Below are 20,923 nucleotides of genomic sequence, written 5' to 3' on the forward strand. Positions count from 1 at the left end.
CACCAGGTTACTGATCGTGCCTTCCGGCAATGTCACCGCCAACTGGTAGGTCACCGTCTCACCAATCTGAACATACTGGTTCGTCGAATCCACCGCATTCGTCTCACTCGTCCCGATGAATGTCTTCGCGATCGTCACATCAGGGCTCTGATTCGTCGCGGTCGCCACCTGGCCGGTCACGGTCCGCTGATTCACGGCATATCCCGCAATGGTATCCGCATAGATCCCTGCGCGGTTGGTAATCGTCAGGTTCGGTGGTACCGTCTGCGCCGCTTTCACATCAAAGCTGAAGGTGATGCCCTCATTGGCTTCCAGACTGCAAGTCGGCGGATTCGTCCCGCTCACATCCGACACAATCCAGACCATCCCGTTGGTTGAAGTCAACAGGTAGCCAGCTGGCCCCGCACCATTCACCTTGAAGTTCTCAATCGTATTCGTGTCAAAATACACCGTATTTAGGGCGTCCGTCACCACCACGTCATACGCCGTCGCCAACCCGGTGTTCGTTACCACCAGGTACACCGTGTTCGTGTCGCCCGCATCCATCCGGTTCGTCCGGAAGGAGGTGCTGATCGCGATCACCGGCTCGATATTCGTCACGATGACCGCCACATTGGTCGTCGCTGGCAGATTGCCGCCAAAACTCACCGAACACTTATTCGTGAAGAACGTCCGTGACACTGTCGAGGTCCCGTAGTTGATGTTCGTGTTCAACACCACTGCATCTACCTGTATCGAGAAGGTGTTATCATTTACGTCGTTGTTATTTGTCACCACCGTATTATTGGTGAACACAAAGGACACCGGCGACCCGCTGCTACCATTGCTCACGATACCCATCGGCGACCCCAATGAGCCGCCAAAACCCGCCGTTCCCACACGGTTGGTCACATACTGCATCCCACGCGGAATCAGGTCTGTCACCACCAGGTTACTGATCGTGCCTTCCGGCAATGTCACCGCCAACTGGTAGGTCACCATCTCTCCCACCTGGACGAGTTGTCCCGAGGAATCCGCCGCATTCGTCTCACTCGTCCCGTAGAACGACTTGGCCACCGACAGATTCGTCACTGTCAGACTCAGATAAGTTTTGGCCGACGTGGTCGAGCGGTACGGGATCCCCGCGGGCGGGTCTCCGTTAATCGTATCCGACGCCTCCAATTGGACCGCATTCGAGATAATGAGGTTCGGGGTAACGCCCTGAGCCAGCCGCACGGAGAAGCGATTAGTCACCACGGAGTTCGTTAGAAGAGGCGTGGTGGCGGTACTGGCAAACCGGTACTCGAGATTCGCCCCGTTCACATTGGTCGTAACAGCCCAGCCTGTTTCAGGCGTTTCCCACACCAGGGTACTCACATCAAAGTCGGCCAGCGGCAGGGTATCCAACACCCTGATGTCATAGGCGTTGGCTCGGGCGGCCGCACTGTTCGTGACGTACAGCGTAATCGTCACCGGATCACCGGCATCCAGATTGGCAATCGGCGACAGGGTGTGCCCGATCATCACATCCGGTTCAGCAAGGATATAGGCGACCGAGTTGGTCGTATTGGTCGAAAAGCCGTCGATGACGGTCACCTGATTACTCCAACTCTTCTGGAACGGGCTTTTCCCGGTGTTATTGACTCCATCATCCACCACGACACATTCGAGCGACAGGTCAAAATAATCATTCACGGCGGGGGAATCAGGAGTATTGGTGATCACGGCAATCGTGAACCGAACGGCCTGCCCGGCCCCATCGGTCGTCAGCGAACTATCCGGCGTCGAATCAGGATCTGAGATCGTCAACCCCGCCCCGGCATTTGTCGAGAATACAGGCCCGCCTTCGGGAATGACAAACTGATAGCCTTTTCCGGGATAGGTGAGCCCGGCAGCCGGATTGTTCCCCACCCAGTCGAGGCCGGGCGGAAGGTGGTCAGTGACCTGAAGATTGGTGCTGACCCCGTTGGGCACGTCCACACGGATGGTGTAGAGAATCCGCTCACCAATGGTGAGATCAGGGGCAACCGTATTGTTCTGGGAGGAATTACCCGCCGATTTCCTGATGCCAGTCAACGGCATGGCCAATACGCCCACCGAAGCGGAGGTGGTATAATCATTCAGGCCACCTGCCCCATCCGATCCATTACGCTCGTTGGCACCAGCGCCAAACAAAGACGTGTAATAAATCGTAGCCACATTGAAAATGGTCGAACCAACCAGCTGATTCATGACCTTGGCCTTCACTACTATGGTCACCGTGCCGCCCAACGCCAGGTTCGTCAACCCGGAGAGCTCCGCTCCAGATACGGTCAGCACCGATCCATTCGTAACCCAGGGCCCCACCTGCTCAACACCGGCGAAGGTCATGCCACTAGGCAGGGAATTGGAGAATACGATATCATAGGCGTTGGTCGTGCTTCCCACATGGGTGATGATGTTCGTAAAGGTCACCACATCCCCGGCCTGGATGTTATTGGTGTCGCAGGTCATCGCCAGGGAGAGCGTCGGCTCCACCAGACTGACAATATTGGTGGAATTCGGAGGAAGGTTGGTCACCCCGGCCACCGTGAAGGTCGGAATGATGACGTTGGTGAACGAGACCCCAGTCTGATTGGTCAGGGAATTGCGGACCCACACCGGCACATCCACGGTAAATGAGGACAGGGCACTGGTATCAACCAGAATAGGCTGAAGGGTGAAGGTCCCTGCAACGGCGTCATAGACGGCATTCGTGATGCCTCCTACATACACATAACTTCCCGGAGTCCCAAAAACGAGATTGGTCTCGCGGCTTTGAGTCAACACGATGTTGCTGTAGGCGGTCCCGAAGAAATTAGCCACAAGGTGAAATACCAGGGGCTCCCCGATCCGCGCGGTCAACTGATTGACCAGCGTGGCGCTATTGGCGTAACGAATGTTCCCATTCACCTCAAACCCGGCACCAAACCCCTCGACCTGATCAAACCCGTAGTACGTGCCGTTATTCGTAAAGATCGTTAACCCCTGCATGGTATTCAGCAGCGGGGCCGCACCCAGGGTATTGGTGCCGATATAGGTGATGGAAGCGGCGACGGGGGATTCCCCAACCACTTCCGCCAAGGCGTACAAAGGACCCGCCCCCTGCACCGCCGTTGCCCGGAACGTCATGGCCAGATTATTCAGAGTGGTGTTCAGTGCGACTCCGGGAAGCTCGATTAGCACATTTGTGCTTCCCATCATCTCCATCTGCACTGTACCTGCCCCGGATTGGACGAGGTTGGTGGACAAGCAGGTCAGATTGGACCAACCTTCGCCGAACTTCAGGCGGACATGCAGGTTCGTACTATACCCGGCATCAGCCGCGTTGATCACGCTGAGGGTGAAGGTGACCGCCTGCCCGTTGGTCACAATCAAACTGTGCGGCAGAAGATCAATATCCGGATCCGGCCGGATGGGAATGGTTTTCACAGATTGGTTCACGGTCTGCGGCGCGATCTCCTCGCATAAATTGCTGTAGATCAGGGTGGCGGGGGCCGTGACTTCCGACAGCACCACCGGCTCAGGATCCGCATACCCGACATCCAGGGGATTGGCTACAGTGTCCATGCCAGACCCATCACTGATCAGGTTGAACGTCACCACGAACCCCTTGCCATTTCCCATGTCGAGGTTATCGGGGCCATCTGCGGCATCATCAAAGCTGTCCGTTGCCCCGCTGCTGGCTGCCGTGGTGAAATCCACATAGGCGAATCGCCCAAGAGGCGTCCCCGACAAGTGCACGATCAGTGATGAGCCGGTAAATTCCCCCGCCACCGACGCGGCTTCCGTAAACACAAAGCCGGAAGGGGCAATATTCGTGATAATCACCCCGCGCCCGGTGGCACCGGTATTGGTCACCACCACCGTACGCGTTCCACCCCATGAACTGAGCGTCAACGCACTTTGATCCCCGATCGCCACCAGGGGGATCGAGATGGAGCGCTGGGTGTAGCCGTTACTTAAACACAGGGAGTCTGTGTCGCACCCAAAAGAAACGGTGGCTCTGTTATCAATATAATTGCAAGCCAGCACCAGGCCGGTCACGGTAATCGACACCGCTAGTTTAGCCGGGGTATAAGGCGCGCCTCCAGACAATCCCATCAGTGTGGCATTACCCCAGGTCAGCGTCTCACCGCTGACCATGGAATTGCCGCTCACCGTATCCGGCGCCACAGAAGCCCCTAAAAACGTCACGTTGGTGGGCATCACATCCACCAGCTGCATCGCCGGCACATTCACGATGGAACCTGCACTGTGGTCTACCGAAATGGTGTAGACATTGGTCCGGTTGTGATCCACCACTATAGGTGAGGCCCCGACCACGACGGACAGCGCCGGGATATCCAAAACCTGAATCGTCGATACCGCCGCCACAGAGTTCAGATTGCGACCGATATCCACATAGGTCGCAGAAGTCGAGTATTGCTTGTTCCCGGTATTCGCCCCACAGGAGGCCAGCGTCGAGAACAGGATCGTCAACTCACCACCCGCTGGCAAGCCGGCCAGGGTGGGAATCTGAGCACTCCCCCAATTCAGTTTGTCACCGGGAGCGCCGGTCCCGGCCGGGTCGCTCAAGGCGTTTGTGGTGACCCCGCCATAAACATAACGCGAACTGCCAGCGACATAGGTCATGCCATCGGGCAACACTTCGAAAACGTGAATGTCATAATCCTTGATCAGCCCTGTGTTCAGGATAATAATTTTGGCGGCATTGGTATTGCAGAGTTTTCCATTGGCATCGAAGGCGGTGTGCGCGGCCAAGGCACCGGCATTTGACTGAAAGGTGGCGTTGACGGAGGTGGCCGATTGGCAGGTGTTGCTATTGCAGCCATGTGACACCCTGGCGTGGACGGCATTCTGTCCAAACGACAGGATGGAATTGGTTGCCAGAATCTCAAACTGGCCCAGCGGCGCCAGATCATCAGCTTTCCCGTCCCCGTCGGCATCGATTAAATTTCCGGGATTGGAAACATTCTGCAAGGTCCAGACCACACTGGTCGACGTGATGTCCGAGGTCCCAATCGAGGCCGAATTAAACACCACATTGGTGGGAATGATCAATTCCGGCGTGACATTGTAGGCCGTGCCGGCGCCGGTGTTCATGAAGCTCATGCGCACCACATACTGCGTCTCGGTCAGGAAGGTCACCTCGGGCTGGATTTCAACCGACATCCGACCGGCGGGACAGACGGAGGGGACCGCATTGGTTTGCGAAAAAGCCGTCTCCAACGGCGCCTCTCCCTGCGCACAGTGGGTATTGAACTCGACCTTTGCAGCCTGCTTTTCAGGAGCGGACCGGGCGCAGGCGCCCCGTAGGATATAAAAGATAGACCCGGCACCATTCGGGTCCAAGCTGCCAATTGTCCACGTCAGTTTGTTTGAGGAAATGACCGGATTGAAGCCATTAGTGGGGGCGCCCCCCAGCAGCACCATGTTGGAAAACACGGTGGAACCGTCTTCATAGGTGATCTCCGAGGCCCCATTCCCATCCGCATCCAGATCCAGTGTAACGCGAACGTCATACGAGGCAAATACGGCATTCGAGCCGGACATCAAGCCCGGACTGGACAACTGGGCCAGATCGATCCGCCCCGTGGTGATTCCGCACGCCTCCAAATATTCGATGGCGTCAAGCGAGACCGACATGTCACTTGCGCCGACATTCCAATATACCTCGGCCCAGGTCCCGCCACATACCGGCACATGCAGGGTTGATGTTTCGTGCACCTGCCCCGCCGCAACCGTCTGCATCTTCCAGGTGATCGTCAGATTGGTAACCCCGGAGAGATCAGGGTAAAGACTGTTGGTTAATCCCGACAAGTTGACCGTCAGACTACCGATGCCTGACATTGAGGTGCAAAAGGCTGTCAAATTCGAGCCATTGACCCCTACCGTCACATCGTTGGTATTGGCGTTCCCTGTCACCCCGCCTAAATCAGAGGTGAAGGTGATATTCGACCAGCCGGGCAACATGCCGGTAAAATTAGTAAACGAATGGCTCAACCATACAGGCTGGCAAACCTCCACCAAATTATTAGTGGGCGTGGTTTTGATGCTCGCGTACGAGCAAACACCCGTTCCGCCCCCACCGCCCGTGACGCATCCGGCTCCGGCCCCGAAATAGGTTAAATAGCGTTCACCGCTCCCCGTCACTGAAGTGGTGCATCTGCGGCAATTCATGAAATCAGGAACGGTAACCCTATTCTGGATATACCCGAAGGGCCCGCCGCAAAGTGACCCGATGGCGAGATTGAAGCTGGCCGTGTAGACCCCGCTGCCAATAAACCCTGAATTCGTCCAGACCACATCCGTTCCGTCAAGATAGCCGCCCGCCGAGATTGCCGTGGGCGTCAGATTGGTGCTGGCGGGATAGGTTTCGCGCAGCGTAATCACTTCGGTTCCGTCAAAATTATTGTAAGTAAAATACACCTTTACCGGGATGGCGCCGCCCTCCGTACTGGTCTGGGAGGCCGGCACGGAAACCTGAACCGAGGCCGAGGGGGGCTGGGTCACCTGAACCACACTGAAGACGGTCGGCGGCCCATAAGCCCGATCCATCGAATCGTGATAACTGAAGGTGAAATAGGCCGTTTGCGCATTGGTTGAGATAGGACAGTCTCCACCGGCCAGCAGGGTAATCGCAATATTCGTACTCGCGCCCGACGGGAGATCCCCCACGTAAATCTGGTTCGTACCGATCAAACTCGCTGGCAGGATATTACTGACCGCCACATTAAAGGCCGTTCCCACGGTGGGCCCTGCGGCATTCGTGATATGCAGTGTGACGGTGGCACCTGCGCAATAGCCAACCGCGACGGGTGCCGCCGGGGTTAACCAGGCGGACAGGCGGGGCACCAGATCGACCAGATTGATACCGGCTGTGATGGTATTACTTGCGGTCGCACTGCTTTGACATACCGTACTGGTGGTACACCCCCATTGAACATCCGCCTTGTTGTATAAATTCGTAACCAAGGCCACGCGCCCTGTCACGGCCACAGAGATCGTCGCATCGGGCGCCAGATCGGCCAAACCCGGAATCACGGTCTGATCCCAGGTCATCACCGTGTCCGCCCCTACCGCCGTTGAGGCCGGCACCACATCGCTGCCGGTAAACTGGAAGCCGGACGAGAGCCGATCGGTAATCACGACATTCCGGGCGCTGCCAAGGCCCAGGTTTTTCACCGAGACGAGCCAGGCCGCCGGACCATATCGACTGGCATTCTGCATCAGCGGGGTCTCTGAAACGAGCAAATCACCCGCATAGAGCGCAATGGATTTGGTAGTGGTCACAACGGTCGCCGCAGCACTAGGTGGCTGCTTAAATGCAACTTTCGAGGCGAACAGGCCTGTGTCAGCGGAACAACTGCCCGCTACTTTGTAGATAATGGTCACGCCACCGCCCGTTTGCAGGCCCAATGGGATTTCCCCGCTCCCCGGAGTCGGCACCGGAAGGGTGGCCCATTCAGCGGCGGTGTCTGTATCCCTGTTCGCCACCGGAGTACGCGCCAGCGATGACCCAATTGCTGAAATCTGATAAGGAAGGGAAAATGCCGCCTGGGAATTCCCGTAGGACATCCCATCGATGAGGGTCGCGCCCTGATAGAGAAACACCCCGTCGCCATAATCATTCAGCCCGTTTCCGATGGCACCGTCCGCGACCTCGAAGAGTTGCCCGGTATACCCCCACGAGCCCGACTTGAAGGCATTGGTGCTCCCGGCCACAATTACAAATTCTCCGGCCGCCAGTGTCATCGTCGGCAAACTGTCGTAAACCCCCGAAACCGCATCCTTCAGCGAGCAGTCATTCAGGGTAATGGGCGCCGCCGTAGGGTTGAACAGCTCCACCCACTGATAGCCGTTTTTGTTTTCCGCTGCCGTGTGACTGTCGTTGTAATAAACCTCGGAAATCAGGACATGATCGATGGTACAGGGAGTTGCCAATGTGGAAAAATCCCAAACCAGATTGGTTCCGCCAATAATTAGATCAGGGTCGGCATTCGTCCCGCTGCGCGTGACGGGGCCGGGCTCTGTAATGACCGTTTGGCCGGCCACATAGGAAAAATTCCCGCTCGGCAGGCTGTTGGTCACCCGTAAACCACTTAATACCCCCCCCGTGTTACTGATGATATTGGTCAACGTCAGGGTATCACAAACGGAAGCCGTAGCAGGCCCTGTGAGGGATTGACTCAACTGGGCGTTAACTACAGGCACAAGGAACAACCCTGTTGCAAAATAAATCCCGCTAAACCAACTCACCATTTTAGGATATTGCACAGAATGCCCCCCATAATAAGCCTTAAACCATTTTAAAGTGATTTTTTAAATTACCATTTTCAGAGAGGGGGAGCAATACAATTATAGCAGGTTTTAGCCGTTTTCGTTCGCCCGGGGAGGGGCCGTGGACATTAAGGGCTTCTGACCGGTCTGACAGGGATATCCAGCGGCATAGCCCCCGGCATATCGGTGTAGACCCGTACCACTGCTCCGGAGCCCAGGCTGGCCGGTGTGATGGGGCCCACTTTCAATCTTGCCCAGACTTGTTTCATACTGTGAAGCCGGGCCGGAAAGGCGGGCGGAATGACCACCACGTTGGTCACGTTGAACGGCTGATCATTTTTCCCGCGCACAATCACATAATGGACATTCCCCAAGGGGACCGTTTCTGATGGATCGATCGTGATTTCAGGGGGAAATGAGCTGAGATCACGCTCCACGACGGGCGGAGCCGGTGTGGCCGGGGGAGGCGGCTTTACCGATGGATCAATGACGGCTGAACCGGCCATTTTGCATTGAAATACAGGGTTTTCAGGGTCGTTTGAATGAAGATAGATGTGGGTTTGCTTGGGGCCAACCACACCCCGCAAGGAAAGCCGGGCGCTCAGCACCGCATTGCTCCCCGGAGCGAGGGTGTTCTGGCTGAGCTGGGCCCGGGTACACCCGCAGCCACTTCGAACTTGCGAAATGATCAGCGGCAGATCGCCTGTGTTCCTGATAACAAAATCATGCTCAATCTCAATACTGTTGGGCTTTATTCCATAATCGAACAGCGGTTCGTCACATACGAGACGGGGCCTGGGCAAATTTGTTTGCCCCAGGACGGTTGCGCTGACCACCAGGCAGGCACATAGCCAACGACAGAGCGCTTCTTGCGTCTTAAACGGAGTCTTCATTTCAGAGACAATTGTGAGTATGTAGGGGTACGAATGTCAAGTAGACATCCTATTCATCTTCCGCTTCAGGAATCAGATTGACGAAACGGGCAGAAGCGGCCAAGGTTGTCGGCTGGCAATGGGGCCACATAAAGATTGTTGTATGGTTGATTCAAGTTCTGAAAGAGTTAAAACAGATGGGACCCCCCTGACCGACGCCGATATTCGCCGGGGATTGCGAACCAATATCATCGCGGGCTGTCTGGGAAATGCCTGGGCAAATATTGCCGGTGGCATGCCCTTAACCATGCTCATGAACGCCCTCGGGGCCAGCGGCGTGATGATCGGACTGACCTCCACCGTAGGCCAGTTGGCCATGGTGTTGCAGATGTTCTCGGCCCTGGTGGCTGAACGCCTGCCCGCACGCAAGCCCTACTGGGCCACGTTGGTACTGCTGCACCGACTGCTCTGGTTTGTCCCCGCCCTGTTGCCGCTCTTCGTCCCCCCCGGAACTCCCTGGATGGTGGCCGCCGTGGTCGGGGTCGTGGCCCTTAGTTCCGTCCTGGCGCAACTGGGCTCCGCCCCCTGGTGGAGCTGGATGGCCGAACTGGTCCCGCCTCAATCCCGGGCCAGTTTCTGGGGCATCCGCCACAGTCTGGTCTCGGTAGTCGGCCTGCTTGGCATGATCGGGGCCGGCTGGGCACTGGATTTGTTCAATGACCCGACCCAACCGCGTCGTGTGCTCAACGGGTTCGCCATTGTCTTCAGCGTCGCCGCATGTCTTGGCGTCGCTGACATTCTGGTCCACCTATCGGTGCCCGAACCCAAGCCGGGCGGCACGACCTCGCGTGGCAGTCTGTTGCAACGGTTTATTCAGCCTTTGAAGAGCCGGGATTTTCTCTGGCTGACCCTGTCCATGGGGGTCTGGACCTTCGGGGTCGGACTGATCGCCCAGCTCAGCTTTGTCTACCTGAATCGCGTATATCACATCGGCTATAGCGCCATGTCGGCACTGGTGATCAGCGGCATGGTCGGAGCGTCCATTGCCGGTTTTCTCTGGAGTTACGTCATGGATCGCGTGGGCGCACGCAATTTCGGGGCCGTCATGATGATTCTCGCCCCTGCTTTAGGCTTAAGCTGGTTCTTCATGCTCGACACCAGCGTCACGCTGCATATACCGTTCATTAAGCCATTCTCTCTTCCGCAACCCATCCTGATTCTTTTGGTTGTGAATATCTTCGGGGGGTTGTTCTATTCCGGCGTGGGCCTCTCTCAAGTCAGCTTGATCGCCGCCCTGATGCCCACCAATGGCCGGACCATGGCCATGGCCGTACACTGGAGCGCCATCGGAGCGCTAGGTGCCCTGGGCCCGTTGGTGGCAGGAAAAGTGATGGACTGGATGAATGCCCATCCCTTCCAACAGCCCATCATCATGCCCACCGGCACCGCCTTTGGCTTTTTCCATGTTCTGGTCATTCTGCAAATTGCACTCGTCTGGCTCGTGGCCGTCCGGATGCTTCTGACCGTAAAACAGCGTAAGGGTGAAATGACCTTCCGCACGGCTCTGGCCAGCCTGCAGGTGGGCAACCCCCTGCGCATGGTCACAGGAACCTTCAATGTGATGTCGTTGCTTAATTCCACCACCAGCGGGGGACGCGCGGGGGCCGTGCGCAAATTGGGCGAGGATCGCTTCCGGATCGCCGTACGCGATTTAATTGAGAAACTGGAGGACCCGTCCTCCCAGGTGCGGGAGGAAGCGGCCATGGCACTCGGCCGGATTGGCGGTCCGGATGCGATCGACGCACTGGTGCAAAAACTGGACGACCCGAATATCGACCTGATGCCGCAGATCGCCCGCGCCCTGCGCCAGACGCATGACCGCTCCAGTGTGGATGCCCTGATCCGCCGCCTCAGGGATGGGGATCGCGAAACGGTCTCTGAAATCGCACGCACTCTGGGTGAAATCGGGGACGCCCGCGCTTCGGAACCCCTCTTGAAGGTGTTGCAGGAGAGCCATGACTCCAAGGTCCTGTCCGCTTCAAGTGAGGCGCTTGCCAAACTGGGCGAAATGGCGGCCATTTATGAAATCCTTCCCCGCCTTCAGCAAACGGCCAATCCGATCCTGAAACGGTCCCTGGCCGTGGCCGTGGCGGACTTGATCGGGGAACCGGGCGAATTCTACCGCATCCTGATCCGGGAACAGCGCAACCGGGGCTCCGAGGTCGCGCCGCTCCTGGATAAATTGCGGATCTTAATTGAATCGGCCACTCAGGAACGCATGCAGGACCAGGGACGGGCCTTGATTGAAAAAACACGCCAAATCGAGCAGGCCTATACCACCGGCCAACTCGTCGGCATTGAGGACAGTCTGTTCGACTTATCCATCGGACTCGCGGCCCTGAATTACGGGGTGAAATTTGGGGGGGACACCGAAACGTTTGTCGAAACCCTCATCTGGCACGATTCGCGGTTCGGGGTCGGTGTGTGGTACCTGGAACTGATGCGCGAACTGCCCAGTTCGTTCTGCCCCGATGACACCGATGCCCTGCTGGGCATCTATGTCCAGTCGCTCTGGGTGATCACGTGAGTTAAGAGGGTTGAGGGCGGGAATCGGCCATCCTGGGTAAGCCCGGGAAAAGGGGCACACGGTGCATACCTTCACCTTCCCGCTCTGGCAAACCTTTGCCCTTGGCTCGCTAAATATCCCGTTCCAGTTTGAGCCCCCTACCCAGTTGGCTCCGGGGAACTATGCGTTGGAACTCGGCGCCTATGATGCGAGAATTGAGAAGCGCCTCGCGATCGAAGGGGCACCCTTGTCAAAAGCAGAACGCCAGAAACGCCATTATGTCTTTGGCCGCGTCACGCTAACGGAGTAGCCCGCCCCTTTGGCCTCAGAGATCACGCAAGCGTTTCAGCACGTGAAGGATATGACCTGATGCGATCACGGTCGCCACATGGTTTTTGGTAAAGCGATTCTGCCGGACATGCCAGGTTAGCAACCGCCGCAACACCAGCAGGTCGGCCCCGTTGAGTAACACCGGATCTTTGACATAGGTCATGGCGTCGGCCTCCCAGTTCTCCCAGTCGAAGCGAACGATAAACCCATTTTTGTAGCAGGCATCCATAAAGCGGGAGACCAGCTTCATAAAGGCTTCATCCGGCCAGTTCTCCTCATCAACCGGAATCTGCCCGGCCGGACAAAACGCCGGGTCCTCAAACAGGGGGATGAATTCCAGCAGGTTGGCCAGATGTTGCGCTTCAAGCTCTTCAGTTTCTTTAATGGAACAGGTTTTCATAGATGAGGAGTCTGACAGAATAAGCGGAATTTTCAAAATAGTTTAAATGCAAAGATGATTCTGCTAGAACATAAGAGAACAAGCGGTTTTGACAGAGCAAAACCCTCCATTCCAAATGATGGAGGGCGCCGCTCCGTCGGCGCCGGAAACTTCGGGAGAATATGCGGCCATGAGTAACGACTGTATCTTTTGCAAAATCATCAAGGGTGAAATCCCTTGCACCCGCCTCTATGAGGATGCGGAGGTCCTGTCATTTATGGACATCGCCCCCGTGGTGAAAGGCCATGCACTGGTCATCCCGAAGGCTCATCACAATCCCCTGATGGATACCCCACCGGAAGTCCTCCAGAAACTGATTACCGTCGTTCAACGCATCGCCCGCGCCCAGATGAAGGGCCTTCACGCCGACGGCATCAACGTCTCGCAAGCCAATGGCACGGTGGCGGGACAAGTGGTGCCGCACATTCATTTCCACGTCATCCCGCGTTTCACCACCGACGGCTACCATGGGAACTGGCTCCCAAAACAATACGAGAGTCCCCAGGAGCTACAAACGACCGCCGATCAGATCCGGCAAGCCCTTTGCTAACTCGGCAAAGAATTTCAGACAGAATGAACAGAATATACAAAATAAGTGGGTTCTTGATTACGTATCATTCTGGTCATTGTGTTAATTCTGTCAAAAACCTCTTCCAGGGAACGGATCATGAAACGCCTTAATTTCGAAGAAGCCATGCGGGTGATCTTGAAAGAAGACACGCGCTATCCACTTGAGGCTTATGTCTTTCTGCGCCTGGCCCTGGACTACACCATCCGCGCCATGAAGAAGCCAACGGCGGGCCCGGCGCGCCATATCACGGGACAGGAGCTCCTCGATGGCATCCGGCTTTATGCCCTGCAGGAATTCGGCCCCATCACCCGAACCGTTCTCGACACCTGGGGTATCACCCGGACGGAGGATTTCGGCAACCTGGTCTTTAATCTGGTATCCCACGGGGTCCTCGGCAAAACCGATCAGGACAAATTAGAGGATTTTAGCAACGGCTATTCATTCCAGACCGCCTTCACCGTCCCCTTTCTCCCCTCCGTATCGAAAGAATCACCCAAACCGGAAAAACGTAAACGTGCCCCCCGCACCCGCTCAAAGGAACCGTCATGACCAAACCACTCCTCGTCCTGTTCACCCTCGTCTTCGGATTATGCATCCTCACGACCTCAGCGGCCGACCAAACCGGAGCGACCGCCCTCACCACCCTGAAACAATCCAATGACCGCATCCAGAGCTTCACGCTGGATAACGGCATGACCCTGCTGATCAAGGAAGATCACGCCGCCCCCGTGGTCTCCATTCAAATCTGGGTCGGCTCCGGCTCGATTCATGAGGGCCAGCTCATGGGCGGCGGCCTATCCCATTATGTTGAACACATGGTGTTCAAGGGAACCCCCACCCGTAAGCCGGGCGACATCGCCAAAACCATCATCAGTCTGGGCGGGGAACTGAATGCCTATACCAGCCTTGACCGGACCGTCTTCTTTACCGACATCCCCGCGCGCAACTGGAAAGCCGGACTTGACACCCTGGCCGATGCCGTGATCAACGCCTCTTTCCCGGAAGAGGAATGGCGGCGTGAAAAAGAGGTGATTCTTCGCGAGTTCAGCATGGGTGAAGATAATCCCAGCCGCCAGATCCAGGAATTGCTCTTTCACACCGCCTACACTGCCCACCCCTACCGGCTCCCGGTGATCGGGCTAAGCGATATCTTTAAATCCATTACCCGTGAGGGGCTTCTGGATTACTACCACCGGCGCTATGTGCCGGACAACATGGTCGTTGCGGTTGTGGGTGACCTGAATGCCCTGGAGGCCAGGGAGGCCTTGACCAAAGCCTTTGCCAGCTTTGCCCGGAAGCCCAACCCGCCCATCTTTGTCCCGGCAGAACCCACCCAAACCGCGCCCCGTCAGGTCCGCAAAGCCGGCCCCTACAAAATTTCCCGCCTGATGGTGGCCTTCCATACCGTCACCCTGTCAGACCCGGATGCCCCGGCCTTGGAACTCCTCGCCTCCATCACCGGCGGCAGCCAGAGCTCGCGCCTGGTGCAGGACATCAAGGAAACCCGGAAACTCGTGCATGACATCAGCGCCTCCTCGTTTACCATGCGGGATCCCGGCCTCTTTGTGGTGAGTGCCGAGTTGGATCCCGCGCGGGAAACCGAAGTAGTGGAGGCGATTGATTCCGCCACCGCGTCCTGGGAAAAGACCCGCTTTACCCGCGATGAAATCGAGAAGGCGCGCCGGATCATGCTGGTAGGCGAATTGGCCCAGTTGCAGACCATGCATGGCCAGGCCGCAAGTTATGCCGAAGGGCAGCTCTTCATGGCCGACCCTCGCTATGCCGAGGCCTATCTGACTCGCCTCCAGGCCGTCACGCCGGCCGACCTCCAGGCCGTCGCCCGGAAATACCTGCGCCCGGAAAACCGGGTCACCGTCATCCTCGGCCCCGAAAAGGAATCGGCGTCCACTCTCCCGGCCGCCATGAGCCAACCCTCCGAGGTGTTTAAGAAAACCCTTTCCAGCGGTATCCCGCTTATCGTACGGGAAGACCACCGGCTTCCCTTCGTCTATGTCTGCGCGGCCTTCAATGGCGGGGTCATTGCTGAAACCGAAACGACGAGCGGGATCACCCAACTGATGGCCGAACTGCTCACCCGCGGCACCCCCAACCGGTCCGCCTCCGACATCGCCGCCACCCTCGAACAACTCGGGATCGCGCTCTCCCCTTTTGCCGGGTACAATAGTTTCGGCCTGCGCGGCCAGTCCCTTGCCGGTGACACGCCTCTTCTGATGGACGTCATGTTTGACTGCCTCGGCCAATCCGCCTTCCCCACCAATGAAATCGATAAGCAGAAGACCATTCAGCTAGCCGCCATCGAGTCACGCAAAGAACAACCCATACAGGTGGCCCGCGAGGCACTGGATGCGATCATCTTTGCCGGCCACCCGTATCGCCTCCCCCTGACGGGGAAACCGGAGTCCGTCGCCAGTCTCGATCAGACCACGATCCGGGAGTACTACCGGAAACAGCTGGTCTCAGGGAACATGGTGCTCTCGATTTTCGGCGATATCACGGCCAAGGACGCCGAGGCGCTGGCAGAGAAATATACCCGCCGCATCCGTCGGGATCTCGCCCCGGCCCGATTGGCGGCAACCCCGAAACCCGTCCTCCCTGCCCGAGTGGAAGCCCGCGAACCCCGGGAACAATGCATTGTCCTGTTCGGCTTTCCCGGCGCCGGACTGGCCGACCCGCGCCGTGACGCGTTATTGCTTTTGGAAAATGCCATGAGCGGCATGTCCTCCCATCTCTTTGACACCATCCGTGATAAACGCGGACTGGCCTATTACGCCAGCACCTCTCAACGGGTCGGCCTTGATTCCGGCCTGTTTATGATTTATGCCGGAACCCGGGCCGATGCCCTGCCGGAAGTGGAGAAACTGTTCCGCGAAGAAATCGAACGGGTGGTAACCAAAGGGCTGGACCCCGACGAGATTGACCGTGCCCGCAACATGGTGATTGCGGAACATGAAATGGGACTGCAGGACAACGGAAACCTGGCCATGGTCTGCGCCCTGAACGAGCTCTATCAACTCGGCTTCGACCACGAATTTACCACCCGAAAACGCATCGAGGCCGTCACCCCCGATCAGATCCGCCAGGCCGCCGCCTCCATTCTGGTCACCAACCAACTGGCCATTTCCATCGTCCTGCCGAATGTAGAGGAGAAGACTTCAGCATCTCCACATTGACATCTCCCCCTGCAAGTCGCTATCATACAACCCATTATGTTGCAGATGGAGTTATGACGTGATTAAAATAGTTGAAGCGATTAAGAGTCTGTTTAGCGGGAAGTCGGTTCGTAAGGGCCCTTCCGCGTATGTTTATGTGTATTCCACCGGAAAAGACGCAGCCAATAGCGAGGTCAATCCCAATGACCAGATTGCCATCCTGCGCCGGCTTTCCTCCTTCGTGAGCAAACGGAACAGTCCCGTTACGATCGTTTTCCCCGGCCGCCCTTCCCGCAAAATCCCGGATGGCGCCAAACAGGATGGGGTTCAAGCCAGGTTTGCGACCATCGACCAATTGGACAAAGTGGTCAAACAGTCCATTGCAGAATTCCAGAAAACCCATTCAGTCGTGTTGGCGGCCGAACGGTCGGAGTTCCAGAAACTCGCTGACAAACTGGGGATCGGCTACAGTTTTGCCAGTACGTTCACTCGGACACTTGATACCGTGTGCGGCCCCATCCAACGGGAAACCAAACCCCAGCCGCCCCGCAAACCACAGACGCCGAAACCAGCGCCACAGGCAAATGACGCCGCCCCGGACGCGACCACGCCGACTGACGCCAATACCCCGGACGAATCCGGTTCAGGCGAGCTCTCCAACGAAGTCTCAAGCGAGGCCACTGCCCCTGTCAGTGATGAATCTGCCCCCGACAGTACTGAACCCGGAACGGAATCCCCGGCGCCTGGTCGGGCGCCCAGTTCACGCCCGAAACTACAGCGTCATGTCCCCTCCCAGAAACGGGAACTGACCGACAGAGCGATTCTTGACCTGATCGATCCATTGTAATTGCCAAGGAGCTTGATATGACAAAGAAAATGAAGCAGGTAATGATGGCTGGCGTGGTTTCAGTCCTCTGCGCGACGGGAGCCCTGATTTGGACCGGGTGTGACACGGCCAGCGCCAATGAAGAACTTGTGATCACCCCCTCCTCGGTCGTTCTTTCCGCCGGCCAATCCCAGCTATTCACCGTCAGTGGCGGCTACCATTACACCTGGGCCCTTAATGGCTCAAGCTCCAGCACGGGCACAACCAGTTCTGCACAAGGGTCGCTTTCCTCCCTAACGGGCAGTGAAGTGCGCTATTTTGCACCATCTGGGGGCACCCTGAGTGGCTCGGTGACCCTCAATGTCACCTCCACCATAACAGGTAGCGGCTCATCATCTTCGAACTCTGCCGGTTATTCTGTGGCGGGTCACGCCACGATCACATTCCAGTGATCATACGTGGCCATGCCTAAGCCCATGCTGATCTCCAGCTTACAAAACCCTCGCGTCAAGGCCGTGGTCAGTTTGCGGCAGCGCTCTGACCGGGATGAACATGGGGAGATGATTATTGAGGGCTATCGCGAACTCAAGCGCGCCCTCGATAACAAACACCTTCCAAAAGCGCTCTTCATCTGTCCTGATTTCTTCATGGGCACCAATGAACCGGCGCTGATCGAACAATGCCGTCAGGCGGGCGCGGAACTGTTTGAATGCACCAAGCCGGTGTTCGAGAAGATTTCCTATCGTGATCGCCCCGAAGGCCTGCTGGCCATTGCCCCGCAGGTCCGCTGGTCTCTCAACGATCTGGTGTTACCCGAAAATCCCCTGCTGGTCGTGGCGGAGGCCATTGAGAAACCCGGCAATCTGGGTACTATCCTGCGCTCAGCGGATGCGGCCGGTGTCCATGCCGTCATCATTTGTGACCGCTGCACCGATATCAATAACCCGAATGTGGTCCGGGCCAGTACCGGCACACTATTCACCATCCCCGTCGTGGAAGCCACCTCGGACGAAGTGCTCGCCTGGCTTCACAAAAATAGTATCCAGATTCTGGCCGCCACGCCTCACACGGAATTCGAGTATTACGCGGTGGATCTCAAAAAAGGCACGGCCCTGGTGGTGGGGACTGAACAATACGGTCTTACCGATAAATGGATGAACGCCGCCGACCTCAAGGTGAGAATTCCCATGCTCGGCCAGGCCGACTCTCTCAACGTCGCCGCCGCCACGACGATCCTGCTCTACGAAGCCGTGCGGCAGAGAAGAGTCAAATAGCAGGATTCAGACTCCAGAAAATCAGGCCACCCACTTCAGGCCTTGGCTCGCATAATTCAACATTAAATCAAAAACCCCGTCGCATTGATTCTTGAATAGCACCCGGTCATAACTCTCGGGGAGGTAGACATGCAATACCTGCTCATTGGGCAATCCCTGACTATTTTCCCTTCGCGGCCTTGCCCTCCTGCTTTGATTTGGCCAGTTCGACGAAATCCATCGTTGGCAGCAGAAATTGACCATGAGCGGATTGTGCCGTTATTTGCGCCACCTGGGCACGGAGCAGTCCGTACAGGATGGCGGCGCCATTAACGCGGAGGGTATGTTCCGCTTGATCAGCTAAACATGGTACCTTAAAGGAGAAAAAAGCACGCCCCCTGATCGAGACCCCGTAGGGAAAGAATTCCTTTTCCTTTTTCAACTTGGGTTTGACCTGAACTTCGAGGGTCAATCGATATTTACCCGGCTCCTTCAGGTGTGGCGCGATATTAATCGCAGAGGAAATGTCGCCCGTATGAACCGACAACGCGGAATCAAACGCCTCGTTCTGAGCGACGGCAACACTTTCAATCTGGTAATGGTCAAGCCGAAAGAGGCAGTTCATAGCGTGTACCTTTCGCATATTGGGCATTTTCGTCCGGAGTGGGTTCTCCACCCAACCCCTCAACCGTCGCCGTTTCTACGGTCCGAAGGGTTGAGCCGCCAGATTCGCCCGTCACCGCGAGAAGACTCACCCTGGCATGTTTGGGAATCAAAATGCATTCCCATTTCAAGTCGAGAACAAAGGCGAGCTTCACCAAACTCTCCAGACTAAGATTAGCGTGACCGCGCAAGATTTTGGTCACATAGGCAGGGCTTACCTTTAATCGGCGCGCCAGTTCACTGCGAGTTACGCCAGAGGCTTCCATCGCATCAATAATGCGTGCGGCCACTTCAATGACGAGGCCTTCCTCATAAAATTCAAGGTGTTTCTGTGCCCGTTTCAATCCTTCTGCAAAAGTATATCCACCGCTTTTCCTTACGATCATGGTATTCAAGGCTGCCTCCTGGGCTCTGCTTGTTTCTCATCCCGAAGTATTCCAAACCCAAAACCTGCCTGCTTACAGGCAAAATAGTTACGCTTACGACTCACGGCGGTTTCGATTTCCCTTTTAGGCGTCTTCTGCCCCTGTTTATCAAAAGCATGCGAGCATATGATAAGCCGGTTTTCATCGTAGAAGAAAATCACGCGTGGCCCCTTTTTGGCCTTAGCCTCATAGAGCTCATGCCCCAAGTCATTGAATTCATCTTTTTTCCTGGATGGCCCACGCTCCGCCAGTTGCAGCAACCTCCGCGCAATCTGGGCATGTGCCTGAACATTGTTCTGCTCCAATTCCTCCAGATATTCGACCACATTTTCTCCCTGCACGATGGCGTACAAAGTGAATGCCGAACCTTCCAGTAAGAATTCCAATTTCATGTTTTAACCTATAGGTTCAATGCCTGCAACACTTTTCAAGCCTTTTTACCTTCACCCAAGTCCTCTATTAACCCACAAAAGACTTATGTGTATAGTATATATTTAACTATTAGATCATATGAATGATACTGACAGAAATGATCACCACCAGTTGTCCGCCTTTTTCGGACAACTGCAATTTCCGTTCAGAAGGGAGCAGGATGGCGCTAAATCTTTTTGGAGTGCGGCGGTTTGCCGTCAGGAGATTAAGCATTAGCTTTCAGCTTAACTTCTGCATCCATTCCGGGTGGGAACTGAATGTCGAGGTCTGCGACGGATAGTTTGCCGGAAATGAGGCGGGGGAGAAGAAGGTCGCGGGTCTTTGCTAAAAATCCTAATTGCTGGCTAAGAATTTGAATTTCATTAAAGAACGGCCTCACAATCTCAGCGAAATGCTTCTGAATCCCATTAGGCGGGAATTGCGTTTTGGTCATGGTTTATCAGCTCCCGGTGACAATCTTACAGGGCCAAAAGATAGTTATGTGATCCTCAAAAAGCGACCGTTCTTTTATGGAAATCACCTGTCACTGTGGCAGAGGATCCTCCACTACCGCGTCGACCGGAGCACCTTCGTCAAGAGGTGGTGGGGGGATTACTGTCGGCGTCCCGGCGGCATTGGTGCCGGGTAGGACCTCACTAGACACATCAGCCGCCGGGACGTCGGCTGCCACCTCGGAGACTGGAGGCACAACTTCGACCGGGAGCGGTTCTGGGACTGGCGGTGGGGTTGGTGCCGTCACGCTGACTGGTTCCGGTGTTGTCATCGGGGTTTCGGTTACAACCGGTGTCGGCACCGGGCGGGGATCTGGTTGGGCTGTTGGCGCCGATTCGCAAATAGACATCGGCGGCGGTGACTGGGGTTCAGTGATCGTCGGTTCCGGTGTTACGATGGGGGGCGACACCGGCACAGCCTCCGGGTCTGGCGCGTAAGTAGGCACGGGTATTTCTGGCGGTGGCACCGGATTTTCAAACACAGGCTCTACCACCAAGGTGGATGCCGGCGTCCCGACGGCATTGGTGCCGGGTAGGACCTCACTAGACGCATCAGCCGCCGGGACGTCGGCTGCCACCTCGGAGACTGGAGGCACAACTTCGAC

At 56.5% G+C, this 20,923-nt stretch carries 16 protein-coding genes; 9 read left to right on the plus strand and 7 right to left on the minus strand.

Features of this window, described 5'->3' with window-relative positions; genetic code table 11:
• Both WCS52_18710 and WCS52_18715 read right to left on the minus strand, forming a co-directional pair.
• Positions 1–8,277, minus strand: an 8,277-nt coding sequence (locus WCS52_18710; protein MEI6169219.1) for a lamin tail domain-containing protein, incomplete at its 3' end; no start/stop codon positions are given.
• Positions 8,278–8,408: 131 nt separating this feature from the next.
• On the minus strand, positions 8,409–9,173 hold the full coding sequence (locus tag WCS52_18715) for a DUF1573 domain-containing protein (protein MEI6169220.1): 765 nt from the start codon (positions 9,171–9,173) through the stop codon (positions 8,409–8,411).
• Positions 9,174–9,315: 142 nt separating this feature from the next.
• Between WCS52_18715 and WCS52_18720 the strand changes: the two genes are divergently transcribed.
• Positions 9,316–11,739, plus strand: a complete 2,424-nt coding sequence (locus WCS52_18720) for an MFS transporter (protein ID MEI6169221.1) — start codon at positions 9,316–9,318, stop codon at positions 11,737–11,739.
• A gap of 61 nt (positions 11,740–11,800) precedes the next feature.
• A complete protein-coding gene (locus WCS52_18725) occupies positions 11,801–12,028 on the plus strand; it encodes a hypothetical protein (GenBank protein MEI6169222.1) in 228 nt (75 codons plus the stop codon).
• Positions 12,029–12,043: 15 nt separating this feature from the next.
• Here WCS52_18725 and WCS52_18730 read toward each other — a convergent pair whose 3' ends face one another.
• Positions 12,044–12,448 (minus strand): DUF6508 domain-containing protein, encoded by a 405-nt coding sequence (locus WCS52_18730; GenBank protein ID MEI6169223.1) that lies wholly within the window; start codon positions 12,446–12,448, stop codon positions 12,044–12,046.
• A 169-nt stretch (positions 12,449–12,617) separates the two neighbouring features.
• Here WCS52_18730 and WCS52_18735 point away from each other — a divergent pair, with 169 nt between their 5' ends.
• The 6 genes from WCS52_18735 to WCS52_18760 all read left to right on the plus strand — a co-directional run bounded on the left by WCS52_18735 (position 12,618) and on the right by WCS52_18760 (position 18,328).
• A complete protein-coding gene (locus tag WCS52_18735) occupies positions 12,618–13,037 on the plus strand; it encodes an HIT family protein (protein ID MEI6169224.1) in 420 nt (139 codons plus the stop codon).
• 117 nt (positions 13,038–13,154) lie between these two features.
• Positions 13,155–13,607, plus strand: a complete 453-nt coding sequence (locus WCS52_18740; GenBank protein MEI6169225.1) for a Minf_1886 family protein — start codon at positions 13,155–13,157, stop codon at positions 13,605–13,607.
• Positions 13,604–16,249, plus strand: a complete 2,646-nt coding sequence (locus WCS52_18745; protein MEI6169226.1) for a pitrilysin family protein — start codon at positions 13,604–13,606, stop codon at positions 16,247–16,249. Before WCS52_18740 ends, WCS52_18745 begins: the two co-directional genes overlap by 4 nt.
• Before the next feature lie 58 nt (positions 16,250–16,307).
• Entirely contained in the window at positions 16,308–17,075 is a 768-nt protein-coding gene (locus WCS52_18750) for a hypothetical protein (GenBank protein ID MEI6169227.1), read from the plus strand.
• A gap of 17 nt (positions 17,076–17,092) precedes the next feature.
• Positions 17,093–17,506 (plus strand): hypothetical protein, encoded by a 414-nt coding sequence (locus WCS52_18755; protein MEI6169228.1) that lies wholly within the window; start codon positions 17,093–17,095, stop codon positions 17,504–17,506.
• Positions 17,507–17,518: 12 nt separating this feature from the next.
• On the plus strand, positions 17,519–18,328 hold the full coding sequence (locus tag WCS52_18760; GenBank protein MEI6169229.1) for an RNA methyltransferase: 810 nt from the start codon (positions 17,519–17,521) through the stop codon (positions 18,326–18,328).
• A 160-nt stretch (positions 18,329–18,488) separates the two neighbouring features.
• On the opposite strand, the gene WCS52_18765 is transcribed toward WCS52_18760, so the two are convergent.
• From WCS52_18765 to WCS52_18780, 4 genes are all read right to left on the minus strand, one after another.
• Positions 18,489–18,932, minus strand: coding sequence for a protein-export chaperone SecB (locus WCS52_18765; protein ID MEI6169230.1), 444 nt, complete (start codon positions 18,930–18,932; stop codon positions 18,489–18,491).
• Entirely contained in the window at positions 18,910–19,356 is a 447-nt protein-coding gene (locus WCS52_18770) for a helix-turn-helix transcriptional regulator (GenBank protein MEI6169231.1), read from the minus strand. Before WCS52_18770 ends, WCS52_18765 begins: the two co-directional genes overlap by 23 nt.
• A 5-nt stretch (positions 19,357–19,361) precedes the next feature.
• Positions 19,362–19,787 carry a type II toxin-antitoxin system RelE/ParE family toxin gene (locus tag WCS52_18775; GenBank protein ID MEI6169232.1) on the minus strand — a complete coding sequence of 142 codons (426 nt, stop codon included), beginning with the start codon at positions 19,785–19,787 and terminating at the stop codon, positions 19,362–19,364.
• A gap of 245 nt (positions 19,788–20,032) precedes the next feature.
• On the minus strand, positions 20,033–20,260 hold the full coding sequence (locus tag WCS52_18780) for a hypothetical protein (GenBank protein MEI6169233.1): 228 nt from the start codon (positions 20,258–20,260) through the stop codon (positions 20,033–20,035).
• 76 nt (positions 20,261–20,336) lie between these two features.
• Between WCS52_18780 and WCS52_18785 the strand changes: the two genes are divergently transcribed.
• Entirely contained in the window at positions 20,337–20,756 is a 420-nt protein-coding gene (locus WCS52_18785; protein ID MEI6169234.1) for a hypothetical protein, read from the plus strand.
• Positions 20,757–20,923 lie beyond the last annotated feature (167 nt).

The sequence above is a fragment of the bacterium genome (assembly GCA_037128595.1).
Classification (GTDB): domain Bacteria; phylum Verrucomicrobiota; class Kiritimatiellia; order CAIKKV01; family CAITUY01; genus JAABPW01.